The organism is Candidatus Hydrogenedentota bacterium (genome assembly GCA_018005585.1).
GTDB lineage: Bacteria > Hydrogenedentota > Hydrogenedentia > Hydrogenedentales > JAGMZX01 > JAGMZX01.
Window position 1 is genome coordinate 7,753 of sequence record JAGMZX010000007.1, and the last position, 13,616, is coordinate 21,368.

The 13,616-nt window shown below is 63.2% G+C and carries 12 protein-coding genes; 5 read left to right on the forward strand and 7 right to left on the reverse strand.

What is annotated here, in order from left to right; all coding sequences use genetic code 11:
- Nucleotides 1-536 (forward strand): hypothetical protein (locus tag KA184_02140; GenBank protein ID MBP8128351.1); only part of this gene is annotated, 536 nt, incomplete at its 5' end.
- A gap of 308 nt (nucleotides 537-844) precedes the next feature.
- Complete coding sequence (locus KA184_02145; protein ID MBP8128352.1) at nucleotides 845-2,365, forward strand: sulfatase; 1,521 nt, start codon at nucleotides 845-847, stop codon at nucleotides 2,363-2,365.
- Between the two features lie 14 nt (nucleotides 2,366-2,379).
- Here the strand turns inward: KA184_02145 and dinB are convergent, their stop codons facing one another.
- A complete protein-coding gene (dinB, locus tag KA184_02150) occupies nucleotides 2,380-3,582 on the reverse strand; it encodes a DNA polymerase IV (protein ID MBP8128353.1) in 1,203 nt (400 codons plus the stop codon).
- A 365-nt stretch (nucleotides 3,583-3,947) separates the two neighbouring features.
- On the opposite strand from dinB, the gene KA184_02155 reads away from it, so the two are divergent.
- Complete coding sequence (locus KA184_02155; protein MBP8128354.1) at nucleotides 3,948-5,261, forward strand: hypothetical protein; 1,314 nt, start codon at nucleotides 3,948-3,950, stop codon at nucleotides 5,259-5,261.
- A gap of 304 nt (nucleotides 5,262-5,565) precedes the next feature.
- Here KA184_02155 and KA184_02160 read toward each other — a convergent pair whose 3' ends face one another.
- Entirely contained in the window at nucleotides 5,566-6,522 is a 957-nt protein-coding gene (locus tag KA184_02160) for a TlpA family protein disulfide reductase (GenBank protein ID MBP8128355.1), read from the reverse strand.
- Nucleotides 6,523-6,742: 220 nt separating this feature from the next.
- On the opposite strand from KA184_02160, the gene KA184_02165 reads away from it, so the two are divergent.
- On the forward strand, nucleotides 6,743-8,233 hold the full coding sequence (locus KA184_02165) for an MFS transporter (GenBank protein ID MBP8128356.1): 1,491 nt from the start codon (nucleotides 6,743-6,745) through the stop codon (nucleotides 8,231-8,233).
- Between the two features lie 62 nt (nucleotides 8,234-8,295).
- Nucleotides 8,296-9,024 (forward strand): prepilin-type N-terminal cleavage/methylation domain-containing protein, encoded by a 729-nt coding sequence (locus KA184_02170; protein MBP8128357.1) that lies wholly within the window; start codon nucleotides 8,296-8,298, stop codon nucleotides 9,022-9,024.
- Between the two features lie 8 nt (nucleotides 9,025-9,032).
- Here the strand turns inward: KA184_02170 and KA184_02175 are convergent, their stop codons facing one another.
- From KA184_02175 to KA184_02195, 5 genes are all read right to left on the reverse strand, one after another.
- Nucleotides 9,033-10,460: an MFS transporter gene (locus tag KA184_02175; protein MBP8128358.1), complete on the reverse strand. Its 1,428-nt coding sequence runs from the start codon at nucleotides 10,458-10,460 to the stop codon at nucleotides 9,033-9,035.
- A gap of 259 nt (nucleotides 10,461-10,719) precedes the next feature.
- The gene (arsB, locus tag KA184_02180; GenBank protein MBP8128359.1) at nucleotides 10,720-11,784 is read right to left on the reverse strand and encodes an ACR3 family arsenite efflux transporter; all 1,065 of its coding nucleotides are present in this window, start codon (nucleotides 11,782-11,784) and stop codon (nucleotides 10,720-10,722) included.
- Nucleotides 11,785-11,797: 13 nt separating this feature from the next.
- The gene (gene arsM / locus KA184_02185) at nucleotides 11,798-12,652 is read right to left on the reverse strand and encodes an arsenite methyltransferase (GenBank protein MBP8128360.1); all 855 of its coding nucleotides are present in this window, start codon (nucleotides 12,650-12,652) and stop codon (nucleotides 11,798-11,800) included.
- 5 nt (nucleotides 12,653-12,657) lie between these two features.
- Nucleotides 12,658-13,128 carry an arsenate reductase ArsC gene (locus KA184_02190; protein ID MBP8128361.1) on the reverse strand — a complete coding sequence of 157 codons (471 nt, stop codon included), beginning with the start codon at nucleotides 13,126-13,128 and terminating at the stop codon, nucleotides 12,658-12,660.
- Entirely contained in the window at nucleotides 13,125-13,592 is a 468-nt protein-coding gene (locus KA184_02195; protein MBP8128362.1) for a hypothetical protein, read from the reverse strand. Before KA184_02195 ends, KA184_02190 begins: the two co-directional genes overlap by 4 nt.
- Between the last annotated feature and the right edge of the window lie 24 nt (nucleotides 13,593-13,616).

The following is a 13,616-nucleotide window of genomic DNA, read 5'->3' on the forward strand; positions in this document are numbered from 1 at the left end:
TGTGGAACGTGCGGTTTCCCGAAGAGGTAATCACGGGAGAGGCCCTGCGCTGGACCGGTCTGAAATCCTGGACGGAGGAGGAGCGGCTGCGGCATTTCAGCGGGCAGGCGCACTATACCATCGGTTTCGAACTGCCGGATAGTTATCTCGCGGAAGATATAATCCTCAGGTTGTCGCTGGGCGTGGTGGGCAACGTCGCGGAGGTGCGCCTGAATGGCCGGCCCGTGGGTGTGTATTGGATGACCGGGCAGGAATTCGGCCTCGAGGGCATCGCCCGGCGAGGCGGCAATACGCTCGAAGTGGCGGTCACCAATACGTTGATCAACCGCGTGTCCGGGCTTGGTGCGTTTCCAGATGTGCCGGAAGAACTGCGTCCTGTTTTCGGGGCGGGTCCGCGCGCATCGGCCCCGGAAGCGGAGAAGCTCCTGGGTTTTGAACCTTTGCCGCGGTCCGGCCTGCTGGGTCCCGTTCGCATCGTGCCTTTCAAGCGCGCAGAGATCCGGATGAATGCGTCTCCGGCGTCCCAGGCGGGGTAACCGCCGCTGTTGGGTGCGCGGGCGCTCGCGGCCTCGTCCCTCGTCCTCCCGTGTTGAAGGGGGCATTCCGTCAACGCGGAGATGTGCGGGGTCCCTGGCGTATTCATTTCCGGATTCTGCTTTCTTGGGCGAGCTGTTCGCCGGTTCATGCCATTGAAACTGTGGTGTTCGGCTATTGGTCCCTTGTACGGGGCGAGGGATCGGAGACCAATGCAGCGTGCGCCGTGGCGAGAGTACAATACCGCGGAAGTCCGGGCGGACATGAGTCTGACGACGGGAACGACGCAACCGGCAGGGGAGAGAAGCACATGGACCGGCGCAAGTTCTTGAGATGGCTGGGTTCTGGGGCTGTGGCGTTGGGCGCCGCGGAGTGCGCGCGTGTGCCGTGGGCCTACGCGGCGGATTCAGCGCGCCTGGCGTCCGCGGGGGCGCAGGGGAGACCGAACGTTCTCTTCATCGCGGTAGACGATCTCCGGCCTGAATTGGGTTGCTACGGCAACGCGGTCATCCAGTCGCCGAACATCGACCGGCTCGCGGCGCGGGGCCTCGTGTTTCGTCATGCCTATTGCCAGCAGGCGGTATGTTCGCCGTCCCGTTCGAGCCTCCTGACCGGCACGCGGCCCGACACGACACAGGTCTGGGACCTTGAGACCCATTTCCGGACGGCGCTGCCCGATGTGGTCACGCTGCCGCAGTTGTTCAAGAACGAGGGTTACTTCGTGCAGGGGATGGGAAAAATCTACCACGGCGGCCTGGATGACCCCGCGTCCTGGTCCACGCCATGGACGGCGCCGGGTGTGAAGACCCCGGCGGACGCACGGGCACTGGAACCGGACGAGATGGAGCGCCGCGCCCGGCAGGCGCGGGCCAAACGCCGCAAAGGGGATCGCGGTGTTCCGTTTCAGGCGGTGGACGGTCCGGATAATTCGTTGAACGACGGCGTGCTCGCGGACATGGCCGTGGCCGCGTTGCAGGGGTTGTGCGAGAAGGAACAGCCATTTTTCCTCGCGGTTGGCTTCGTGAAGCCGCATTTGCCCTTCATCTCGCCGAAGAAATACTGGGATCTCTACGACCCGGAGAAGATCCCGCCCGCCCCGAATCCGTTTCTGCCGAAGGGCGCGCCGCCCTATGCGCTGGCGGAACGCAATGAGTTGTGGAGCTATGACGGAGTGCCGGACACGAGCCTGTTGCCGGACGACTACGCGCGCCAGTTGAAGCACGGCTACTACGCCGCAGTCAGCTTCATGGACGCGCAGGTGGGCCGCGTGCTGGATGAACTCGAGCGGCTCGGCCTGCAGGATGACACCATCGTCGTGCTGTGGGGCGACCACGGCTGGAAACTGGGCGAACATGGCTGCTGGTGCAAGCACAGCAACGTCGAGAACGACACCAACGCGCCGGTGATCCTCTCCGTGCCGGGGATGGCGCACGCAGGCTCGAGCACGGACGCGCTCGTGGAGTTCGTGGATATCTACCCGACCCTGGCGGACTTGGCCGGGCTTCCGAAACCCGCGCATCTTGAAGGCGCAAGCGCCGCGCCGCTGCTTGCGGAGCCGGACCGCGAATGGAAGCGCGCCGCGTTCAGCCAGTATCCGCGCACGCACGAGAAGAAGCGGCTCATGGGCTATTCGATGCGCACGCGCCGCTACCGGTTCACGCGCTGGGTCGATCGCGACGACTCCGCCCGGGTCGAGGCCGTGGAGTTATACGACCACGAGACCGACCCGCAGGAAAACGTCAACATCGCGGGCGACCCGAAGAACGCCGCGCTGGTCGAGGAACTGACGCGGCAGTTGGTGGCGGGCTGGCGCGGGGCGCTGCCTTCTTGAGGCGGGGCGGAAACTCACCGCGATAGCGACGGGGTGGACAGGCGCACGTCGCGGCCGTACTGCATCGACCGGCCGAAACGCAGGTAGTCGAATCCGAACCGGGCACGGATGCGGTCCACACTTTCGAGGGCGTGTTCCCATTTTTCCACCGTCTTGCGCCCGAACAGACAAAGCTGGTGCTGGTTGTAGCTGAGCGCGGACAGGTTCACGCCGATGAGCCGGACGCGCGCGCGCCGCGCCCGCGCCTTGGGCGTCAGTTCGCGGATCGCCTCGACGATATCCCGGTCCACGCAGGTGGGCATGGGCAGCATCTTCGCGAAGGTGTGAGTCTCGAAATCGGCGTAGCGCACCTTGAGTGTGACGCGACGCGTTTCGAACCCATCCTCGCGCAGCGTGTGCGCCGCCCGTTCCGTGAGATACGCGAGCACGCGCCCGATCTCGTTCCAGTCGAGCAGGTCGCGCTCGAAGGTCGTCTCCCGGCTGATCGATTTCGGCGGCGTGTCTATCTCGACTTCCGCCGAGGCGACGCCGCGCGCCGCCTGCCGCAGGCCGACCGCCGCGGTCAGGCCGAAGACCCGTTCGAGCACCGGGGCCGGCGCCGCCGCAAGCTGGCCGATGGTCAGGATGCCCAGTCCTTCGAGCACCTCGCAGGTGCGCGGGCCCGCGCCGGGCAGTTTGCGCACCGGCAGCGGCGCGAGATAGGCCGCCTCGCCGCCCGCGTCCACGCGCACGTAGCCGTCCGGCTTGCCCTCGCCCGTCGCCACTTTCGCCACCAGCTTGTTCGGCGCGACGGCGATGGTGCAGGGCAGGCCCGTGCGCGCGCGGATGGCCGACTTGAGATAGCCCGCGATGGCGTCGTCGCCGCCGAAAAGCCCCTGCGAGCCCGTCACGTCCACGTATGCCTCGTCGATCGACGCCATCTGCACCAGCGGCGACACTGTCTGTAGCAGCGCGTGCACCTGCCCGGACGCCGCCTCGTAATGCGCGAAATTGCCGTGCATGAAAATCCCGTGGGGGCAGCGCCGCCGCGCCTCTGCCAGCGGCATCGCCGAGTGGACGCCGTACTGCCGCGCCTCGTACGACGCCGTGCACACCACCCCGCGCGATTCCTGGTCGCCGCCGATAATCAGCGGCTTCCCGCGCAGGCTCGGGTCGCGCACCTGCTCCACCGACGCGAAGAACGCGTCCATATCGATATGCAGAATCCGATGGTTCATGACAGAATTACTGAAAATTTGTACAGTTAGATTCTAGCGCATCCGCCGCCGGCTGTCAAGGAAGAAAAACGGGGGGGAGAAACCCCGAAAAAGTCAACTGTTCTCGCACGGAGCCGCGGAGGGCACAGCGCGTCACGCGCAGGGGGCAACGCGCACCCGCATGGGTGATTGGCCGCGGACACTTCAGGAAACCGTTGCCGCCGGGTTGATGGGCCTTTCCGTAACGAATCGGGTTCTGGAGGGTATCATGCGCGACCGGCGGGCTGACCGACCACTTTGGGAAGTCTCTTTATCTCGCTGGCGTTTAATAACTTACGGGCCTGATGACGGCTGGGCCGCGGAAGAAACACTAGGGTAAACGCTGCATGAAACGACTTTTGTGTCTGGATGTTCTTCGGGGCGGTTTCATCGTCATGGTAATTGTCTTCCATGCGTGGGGCCACCTGCTGTTCATTAACGCGACGCTGATTGCGCGGGAGGAGATCAGCCTGTGGGTGATGGTGCTGTTTGCGCCGCTCATTCTGCTGGGTACGTGGGCGCCGATTTTCGCGCTGATCAGCGGCGCGGCGACGGGTTACGTGCTCTCCAATCTCGAGGAACAACGGCGGGCCGGGCTGAGTTCGCGCGGCAGCGTGGGCGCGTACGTGCGGGGCACGTACTGGAACAGTCTGATGCTGTTCCTCTGCTCGCTGTTCCACATGGCCGTGCTGCATTTCGCCGTGAAGTTCAACGGCGAGGTGCGCCATTCGTTCCTGACGGGTTCGATCGAGCGGGGCTACTTCGCGAAGGGCGACGTGGACCTGCTGTTTTTCACGGACGCGGTGGCGCTTGTGGCCATGGCGGGGATCGTCATTGCCACTACGCTGGGCCTGCTCTGGCGCGGCAAGGGCTACGACCGCACCCGACGGACGTATGTCACGCTGTCCGTCATGGGCGTGCTCTGGTTTGCCGTCACGCCGGTGTTGCACGGGCTCTTCGACGGGGCGTTTTTCAGCGCGGTCACGGACCGGCGGCTGGTCCCCGCCATCCTGCTCAAGCTCCTTGTCGGTCCGCCGCACAGCACGTTCCCGAACGCGGGTTTTGCCCTGTTCGGCGCGGTGCTGGGTATCGCGGTTGCCCGGCATGAGGACTGGCGTTTCGTGCGCAACTACGGCTTGGGTTTCGGCGGCCTCTCCCTGGCGGCGGGGTTGTTGATCCTGGCTGTTTCGGGGGTGCCGCTGGGGCCTGAGCGCGTCGGCACGGCCCTGCCGGTTCAATTACACATGGTGAACCTGGGCCTGATGCTGCTGCTGGCGGTGTATTGCATAAAGAAGTTCGAATACCAGGACACCCTGCGCCGTTTCGACTTAGCTCGGCACACCACGGGTATTCGCCGGTTCGGCTTGATGGCCATGAGCATCTACATCTGCGAAAGCCTGCTGTGCGTGCTGAACATGAAGTGGTTCCTGCCGCTGTTCGAGGGCGGCCCGCTCGCGTGGCGCTACGTCGGCCTGTTCTCGTTCGCCGGGATGCAAGTCCTGCTCTGGTACGGCATCCTGCTCTTGTGGGAAAGGGTCAATTTCAAGTACAGCATCGAGTGGTGGGTGGTCACGATTGTGGGATGGCTGCGCGGCCGCCGCTCGACGCGGCTCGAAGTGCAGGAAGTGCTCTATCACCCGGTACGCCTGGCGGACCAATGAGATTGGCGCGGCCAGCATCCGAAGGAAGGCGGCCGCGCCGGTTGTTTTCGCCGCTTGGCTTCGCGGCGTCTTGTTCGCTTACTTGTCGCCCATTGCAGCCGAGATCATAAACGCCAGGATGGTGAAGTAGAGCTGGAAAAACATGACCTCCGCTCCGTCGCTATCCTTGGCCTGGGCCTGCTGCAGGGTAACGCGCTTCAGGTGTTTCATGTGGGCCTCCTTTCCCAAGTGGTTCACCTTTCATCCTACAAGACGAAACGCCGAGTGTTTCATTCATTCTCCTTCGGCGGAACCCGGCGCGCGCCTACGGAATGGCCCCCATGGCGAGTTCGCCGGTATTGGCCACCGGAAGCGTCGGCTCGACCGGCGTCGCCGGAACCATGGGGGCGGGTTGCGCCGCGCCCGAAAGCGCCTCCAGAAACGCCTGCGTGCCGCCGCCGTCCCATGCGACCGGCCCCACATGGTGCAGGGCGATGGCCCCGTCGGGCGCCACGAGGAACGTGGTCGGGATGCTGCTTACCGCGAAGGGGAACGGCAGGTCGTCCTTGCTGAGGTAGCAGGGGAACGTATAGCCGTTTTCCGTCATGAACTGCTTGACCTGTTCCGGTTCTTCACTGGAAATCAGGAGCACGGAGATCCCCGGCTTGTCCTTGACGGCGTCATGCATCCGCTGGATATTCGGCAGTTCGGCCCGGCACGGCGGGCACCAGGTAGCCCAGAAATTGAGGAACAGGGCGTTGCCCTTGAACGAGGCAATCGGAATCTCGTTCCCTTCGAGGTCCTTGACGGCCCACGCGAAGGGGTCCTGTTGCGCCAGCGGCAGTTGCGGAAACGCCAGTTCGCTGTCCGGCGGCAGGGCGCGCGGCTTGGGACCCTCGACCAGTTGCCGGACCGCGGCGGCCCAGTCGGTTTCGAGGATATCGGCCCAGGGCGTTTCGAAGGTCAGGAGCAAGGCGGCAAAAACGATGCCCTGAAGCGAGAACACGCGCGCGAGCGCGGGCAGGCCGGGGAAGCGGCGGAACCTGTCGGGGTTCCGCGAGGACCTCTGGAATGCGCGCATCGTGCAGAAGAGGATCGCTGGAAGGAACAGGACGGTCATGGCGACGAGCAGGCTCAGGGGCACGTACAGCGGCCCGAAGACGAGGTAGGCGTTCAAGCCGGCGCCGCGCCCGAACAGGGCCAGCAGCGCCCACGCCAAGGCTACGTAGAGACCCAGGAGAGCGGCAATCAGCGAATGGTACAGCGTAACGATCTTTCTCATGGCCAAAATCCCCTTCACACCTGTTGCGTCGAGGCTGCGATGCGCACGTCTCCCCGAACTCACAGGAGCATAGCGGAATCGTTCAGGGCGTACAAGGCGGGGCGCGGGAACAGAGTTGCCGTCCCGAGGTGTTGCGGCGTAAGCTCGTGCCGCCGCGCCGCTGCCCGATTGAGGCGGCCGCAGGCCACCTCCGGAAATGATAATTGAAAGAAGACGTGACATGTTGCGTTGGATACGGCCCAAGGAGGCTTTGTCGGAGCAGGACGTAGACAAGGGCCTGCGCATGCTGCTCGGCGACGCGATGGCGTCGCAGACGATGGCGGTGCTCACCGTCGGTCCCTTCATGATGGCCTTTGCCGTGCTTCTGGACGCGCCGAACGTTGTCCTTGGCCTCATTGGCTCGATTGGACCCCTCTCGCAGATACTGCAGCTGCCCGCGGTCTTTCTCGTCGAGCACGTGAAAATGCGCAAGCTGCTCACCGTGGGCGCGGCCTTCGTCAGCCGCCTCGGCTGGTTCGTAATTGCGAGCATTCCCTTCTGGACGCCCCCGGAACACCGGATTGCCGTTTTCATGGGCGCGCTCCTGCTCTTCTTCGGCATGAACGCCGTGGCCAGTTGCGCCTTCTCGTCGTGGAGCCGCGACCTCATCCCCGAGGCGGTGCTGAACACCTTCTTCAGCAAGCGGATGATGTGGGCGACGATGTTCGGCGCGGCGGTCAGCCTGGCCGGCGCGCTGAGCATCGACATGCTCAGCGAGGCGCTGAACAGCAAGACGCAGGCGTACGGCGTGGTGTTTTTTTGCGGCGCATTGGCGGGGTTCAGCGGCCTGTTCTTCCTCGGGCGCGTGCCGGAGCCGCGCATGCACGTGCACGTCGAGCACAACGCGCTGCGCGTGCTGTCCGAGCCGTTGCACGACAAGAACTTCCGCGCGTTGACCTTCTTCCTCGCCGCGTGGACCTTCGCGATGAACCTGTGCGGTCCTTTCTTCACGGCGTATATGCTGCGCAGGCAGGGCCTGACCATCACGTGGATCCTCGGCTTTTCCGTGCTCAGCCAGTTCATGAACGTGATCTGCTTCCCCATCTGGGGGCGGCTGGCGGACCGGTTCAGCAACAAGTCGGTGCTCGCGGTGACGGGGCCCGTGTTCGTGCTGGCGCTGCTGTTGTGGCCGATTACGTCGCTCGGCAATTTCTGGGTCACCATCGTGGTCATGACCGCGTTCCACGTGATCACGGGCATTTCGGGCGCGGGCATTATGCTTGCGGCGAACAACCTGACCTACAAGACCGCGCCGAAGGGCAAGGCCACGGCCTATATGGCCATGAACATCCTGGCGCAGGGCGTGGCGGCGACCGTCGCGCCGATCATCGCGGGCCTCGTGGCCGACCGCCTCGAAACCTGGAGCATCGTGGTCAGCGTGCAGAGCATCTACAGCGGCGGCGGCGCGCCCGTCGCGTTCGGGCCGCCCCCGCTCAACCTGCACGGACTCGACTTCCTCTTCCTGCTGGCCTTCATCTTCGGCCTCTACGCCTTGCACCGGCTCCTGGCCGTCCGCGAAGAGGGGGAAGTGCCGGAAGAAATGGTGCGCGCCGAGTTTTTCGCGGAACTTGAACGGCGCATGCGCCAGGTCTCGACCTTGCCGAGCATCCGCATCTTCACCACCGTCGCCATCACGAGCGTGGGCCGCGTCCTGGGCCGCAAAGAGGCCTGAACCGCGGCGAGGGGGGGGAAGAAAGGCGCGGCGGGATGCGTTAAGATGTCATGCAGAGGCTTATGCATCCCCGTATCCCGATTCGAAATTCCCGGCAAGAGTACCGCGGCTTTACGCTTGTCGAGTTGCTGGTTGTGATCGCCATCGCCGGCGTTCTGGCGGCGTTGCTGCTTCCGGCGCTGTCGCGCGCGCGGGAAGGCGCGAAACGCTCGTCCTGCGCGAACAATCTCCGGCAGATCGGCATTGCGTTCGAGTGCTATCTGCTCGAGCACGACGGGACGTATCCCTCCTGGCAGGACTTGCCGCTGAGCCAGCCGCCGGGATATTGGCTTTGGATGGGGCGCGGCTGGCGGCAGTTGCTTACGCCGTACATCCCGGGCGACAAGGAGACGCCGGGCGTGTTCTATTGTCCCTCGGACTCGCGCGAGCGCAGCATTGACGTGTTCGAGCGCACGTCCTATGCGTATTCAATGGCGTTCTATCATTCGCCGGAGCAGATCGACAGCTTGGACGACATGTCGGACAACTACACGAACCCGCTTCCGGCCCTGCCGCAGCGTCAGGCCATGGTGGCCAACCCGTCGCGCAAGATTCTGGTGGGCGAGTGGTTCTCGAACCATTCCGCGTGGGGCAACGACGCGGGCTGGTTCGGCACGGGCGGGAAACGGCTGCACCTGTTTGCGGACTACCACGTCGAGTACCTGGACTGGCAGGAGATCCGGCTGGGCAACGACGGGCTGCCGAATCCGAATCTGACCATCAACGGCATCCGGGGCTGCGATACCAGGTAGGGGCGTGGTTACTGCGCGTGTTTCTTGTGCGCGGCGGCCACGCGCCAGATGAGCAGCGCCATGAGCGCCACGAACGCGACGCTCAGAATAAGCCCGAGTTGATTGGTGCGGTCAATGGCGGCCTGCTGCTGACAGGTGGTCACGAACTCGGAAACGGCGGCCTGGACGCCGCGCGCGAAGGGGCCGGCCTGGAGCATCGCGGAGGCTTCCGACGCGGCATGCGCGACATGGGCCGGCAAGGACTCGTCGAGCCGCAGGAACCAGCCGATAACCTCTTCCTGGACGACGGGGCCGATGCTGGCGATGCCGTTTACGATACCGGCAAGCGCGACGCCGTTGCGCTCGCCCGCGACCGCGACCGACGCGGCACCGCAGAGGATGGTGTCGGGGCCGTACATCATGAACCCGACGAGCCCGAAACTGATGGCGAGCGCGTAGGGATTGCCCCCGAACTGGGTCACGACGTAGTAGCCGCCGACCATGCCGAGGCCCAGGAAGAAGCAGAGCGCCGCCCAGTTCCCCCGGAAGAGGCGGTCGAGCGCCCAGCCTGCCATTATCGCGCCGGCCAGCCCGGCGAAATCGAAAAGCTGCGAATAGTAGGCCGCGCTGCCCACGTCCATGCCCTGCAGGTCGAGAAAAGTCGGCAGCCACGAGTCAAGCGCATAGCGGAGAAACTTGATGAAGAAGTAGCTCAGTCCCATCAAGGGCACGACGGGATTCAGCAGCAGGCGCAGATACTCGCGGAACGTCACCTGCTCCGCGTTCGAGGCCTGGACCGCGCGCGACTCGGCGGATGCCTCGTCGAGGATGGGGTCGAGCCCGGCGTCTTCCGGTTTGTCGCGCTGCCATGCGTAGACCAGCCACCAGATAACGAAAGCGATGAGGGACGTGCCGAAAAAGGCAAAGCGCCAGCCCATATTGGCGAGCAGGAACCCGCCCGCCGACTTTACCATGATGTTGCCGACCAGGTAGCTGGTCGACCACACGCCCATGATCGAGCCGCGCTCGCGCGGGCGCAGCCATTGCGCCACGCCGCCGACGACGCCCGGCCAGCCGGTGGCCTGAAGCAGTCCGTTGAAGATCATGAACTCCATGAACGTCCAGTACGAGTCGGCGAAACCGAAATGGAGATTGATGAGGATGGTGCCGCCAAACCCGGCGAGGAGGATCGCCCGCGGCCCGTATTTGCGCCCGAGGAAGCTGTTTAGAAACTGGCCTACCATGTAGGCCACGAGGTAGGCGGTCCAGATGTGCGCGACTTGGTCCAGGCCTATGTCGAATTCGGAAGCCAGCGTCGTCTTGCAGATGGTGAAGACCTTGCGCGTCAGGTAATAACCCGCATAGGCGAGATATGTCGCGATGAGCACGCGCCAGCGCCAGAGGCGCTGATCGCGCGTTAGGGAACTGGAATCGCTGCCGCTCGAGCCTGTTGTCATGGAACCTTTCCGCTGAAAGTCCTGCTGCCGGAACGCGTCGCGGCGAACGCCGGCACGCGCCGGAGAGAGCATAACACTACGGTAACGCCAAAGTCCCGCTGCAAGTGGTTATACGTGACGACAGGCTTTCCTTGTTCGCAGTCCAAGCCTCAGATTGCGGGTTTTCGAGGCAACCTGAAGGTTGAAACAGGAACAAACGGCATCGATTATGGGTCGTGTATGGAAGAGCGGATTTGTTCCGAATTCCCGGAGACCCGAGTCAGGCGAGCTCCGCGGCAGCCGGGCCGTAAAGCCTCTGGCGCAGCAGGAATGCGGCGTTTACCAGACTAATCAGCACGGGCACCTCGACCAATGGGCCGATGACTGCGGCAAAGGCCGCACCGGAGTTGATGCCGAAGACGGCCACGGCGACGGCGATGGCGAGTTCGAAGTTGTTGCTGGCGGCTGTGAACGAGAGGGTCGCGCTGATCGAGTACTTCGCACCGGCCTTGTACGAGAGGAGGAAGCTGGCGAAGAACATGATGACAAAGTAGATTAGCAGCGGAAGCGCGATGCGAAGCACGTCGAACGGAATTTCAACGATCAGGTTCCCCTTGAGGCTGAACATGACGACGATCGTGAAAAGCAGCGCGACGAGCGTGATGGGACTGATTCTCGGGATGAACCGCTCGTGGTACCACGTCTTGCCCTTGGCCTTGACCAGTACAAGCCGGGTGAGCATGCCTGCCAAAAACGGGATGCCGAGGTAAATGAACACGCTCTCGCCAATCTGACCAATGCTGATATCCACGGCGTGACCACTCATTCCGAATAACGGAGGCAGCACGGTGATGAAAAACCACGCGTAAATGCTGTAGAAGAACACCTGGAAAATACTGTTGAACGCCACCAGACCCGCGCAGTACTCGGTGTCGCCTTTTGCAAGGTCGTTCCACACGATCACCATGGCGATGCAGCGCGCGAGGCCGATCATGATCAGGCCCACCATGTATTCCGGCTTGTCGCGCAGGAACACAATCGCGAGGATAAACATGAGGGTCGGCCCAATCACCCAGTTCTGAAACAGCGAGAGGCCCAGGACCTTCACGTCGCGGAAGACGTCGCCCAGTTCCTCGTAGCGGACTTTCGCGAGCGGCGGATACATCATGAGAATCAGACCGGCTGCAATGGGGATGTTCGTCGTGCCCGCCTGGAAGCGATGAATGAATCCCTCGACGCCGGGCAGGAAATGGCCCAACCCTACGCCGAGGGCCATCCCCAGGAAGATCCAGAGGGTCAGGTAACGGTCCAAAAACGAAAGTCTCTTAGATACGCCGGATTCCATATGCCGGTTGCCTCTACGCGTCTTGGCGCGGCTTGACGCCTGTGATTTCCAGGCTTGTTACGAAGTCCGCGGGACTGGCGTCCGGCGGCAGGTGCGCCAACACCTGGCGATACAACGGGTCGTTCAGATTCATCATGGCCTTGATGTAGTCTGGCTTGCGGGTCAGTCGCAGCTCCGCCAGTCCGGCCGCGCGTGCCATGCGCTCCGTCTCTTCTATGAGCACCGCGCCCGCGATGCAGCCCACCAGTGCCTCGGCCATATCCGCGACAACCAGGGGCAACGGCCGCAACAGCGCGAGATCGGAGACGGCCGCCCTTCCCCCGGGTTTCAGTACGCGGACCATGTCCCGCCACACCTGCTCCTTGTCCGGCGATAGATTGATCACGCAATTCGAGATGATGACATCCACCGAGTTGTCCGCAACCGGCAGATGCTCAATTTCGCCCAGGCGGAATTCGACGTTGTTCAGTCCTGTTCGGTCCCGGTATGCGGCAATGTTTCCGCGTGACCGGGCCAGCATCTCGGGAGTCATGTCCACGCCGATGACCCTGCCCGTCGCGCCGACTTTCCGGCCCGCGATAAACACGTCAAAGCCCGCACCACTGCCGAGGTCCAGCACAACCTCGCCGGGTTTCAGCCCGGCCAGGGCCGTCGGATTGCCGCAGGACAGGCCCAGGTTTGCGCCGTCTGGGAGCGCGGCCAGTTCCGCCGCGGTATAACCAACGCCTTCCGCGATGTCGCGCGCGGCGCCGCCGCCGCAACAGGATTTTTGCGGACCGCAACAGGATCCGCCTTCGCGCGCTATTGCGCCGTAACCTTCGCGTACCTGTTGCCGGACTCGTTCCGAATCCCTTTCAAGTTGTCCCATGTGACCTATCCTTTCTTCTTAAACTCATGTGGTGATTCCCGCAGCAGACTCTCAGGAAGCGACTCCACAAATTGCCGAATCTGGTCACGTACGCGTCGATAATGGCTCAGTGCTTCTTCCTCAGTCTTGGCCTCGCGTGCGAGGCGTGGCGGGTCGTCGAAACCCACATGCACGACTTTGGCGCGTCCCGGGAAGATTGGGCACGACTCATGAGCGTGTGCGCAAACGGTAACAACGTAGTCGAATTCGATGTCCGTCAATTCGTCCACACGCTTGGACCGCTGGCCTGAAATGTCTACGCCGGCCTCAGACATAGCCTTGACGGCGTTTGGATTCAGGCCGTGTGTCTCGATACCCGCCGAATACGCTTCAATCGCCTCGTCCTTCAGATGCCGCGCCCAGCCCTCGGCCATCTGGCTGCGGCATGAGTTGCCCGTGCAGAGGAAAAGGACCTTTAGTTTGCCGGGGCCGCTCATTCGGCATCTCCGTTTGTTGTTACATTCGCCAAGAAAGCGCCCACCTCCTCTTCGACGTAGCTCGCGAACGATGGCGGTTCTTGAATCAGATCCCAAGTTCTTTCGAGCACCTTCCATTTGACAATTCGAGCGCCTACCACGTGCGCCAGCACCAGACCGGGATGGGAAAGCGCGAATTCCTTAAAGAAATGGGCGTTTTCCGGCTGTTCATAGTCCAGCGCCTGCCACTGAAGGCGCCCCGCGTCCATGTGTTCAGAAAACGTTGCCTTAACTATCTCGCTTGCTTCCCGCTCGATGGACAAGCACGTCTCGCAGCGGACCGTGCCGTGCAGGTAATACACGATGATTCGCTGCACGGGTTCGGATGGTGCAATAGGCCCTGAGCCGCAACCAGCGGCCACAAATACAATCGAAAAGACTACTGCGCTTTGAATTAACACATTGGAGGCGGTTCTATATGCCATCGCTGAACCTTTCCGCGGATGATG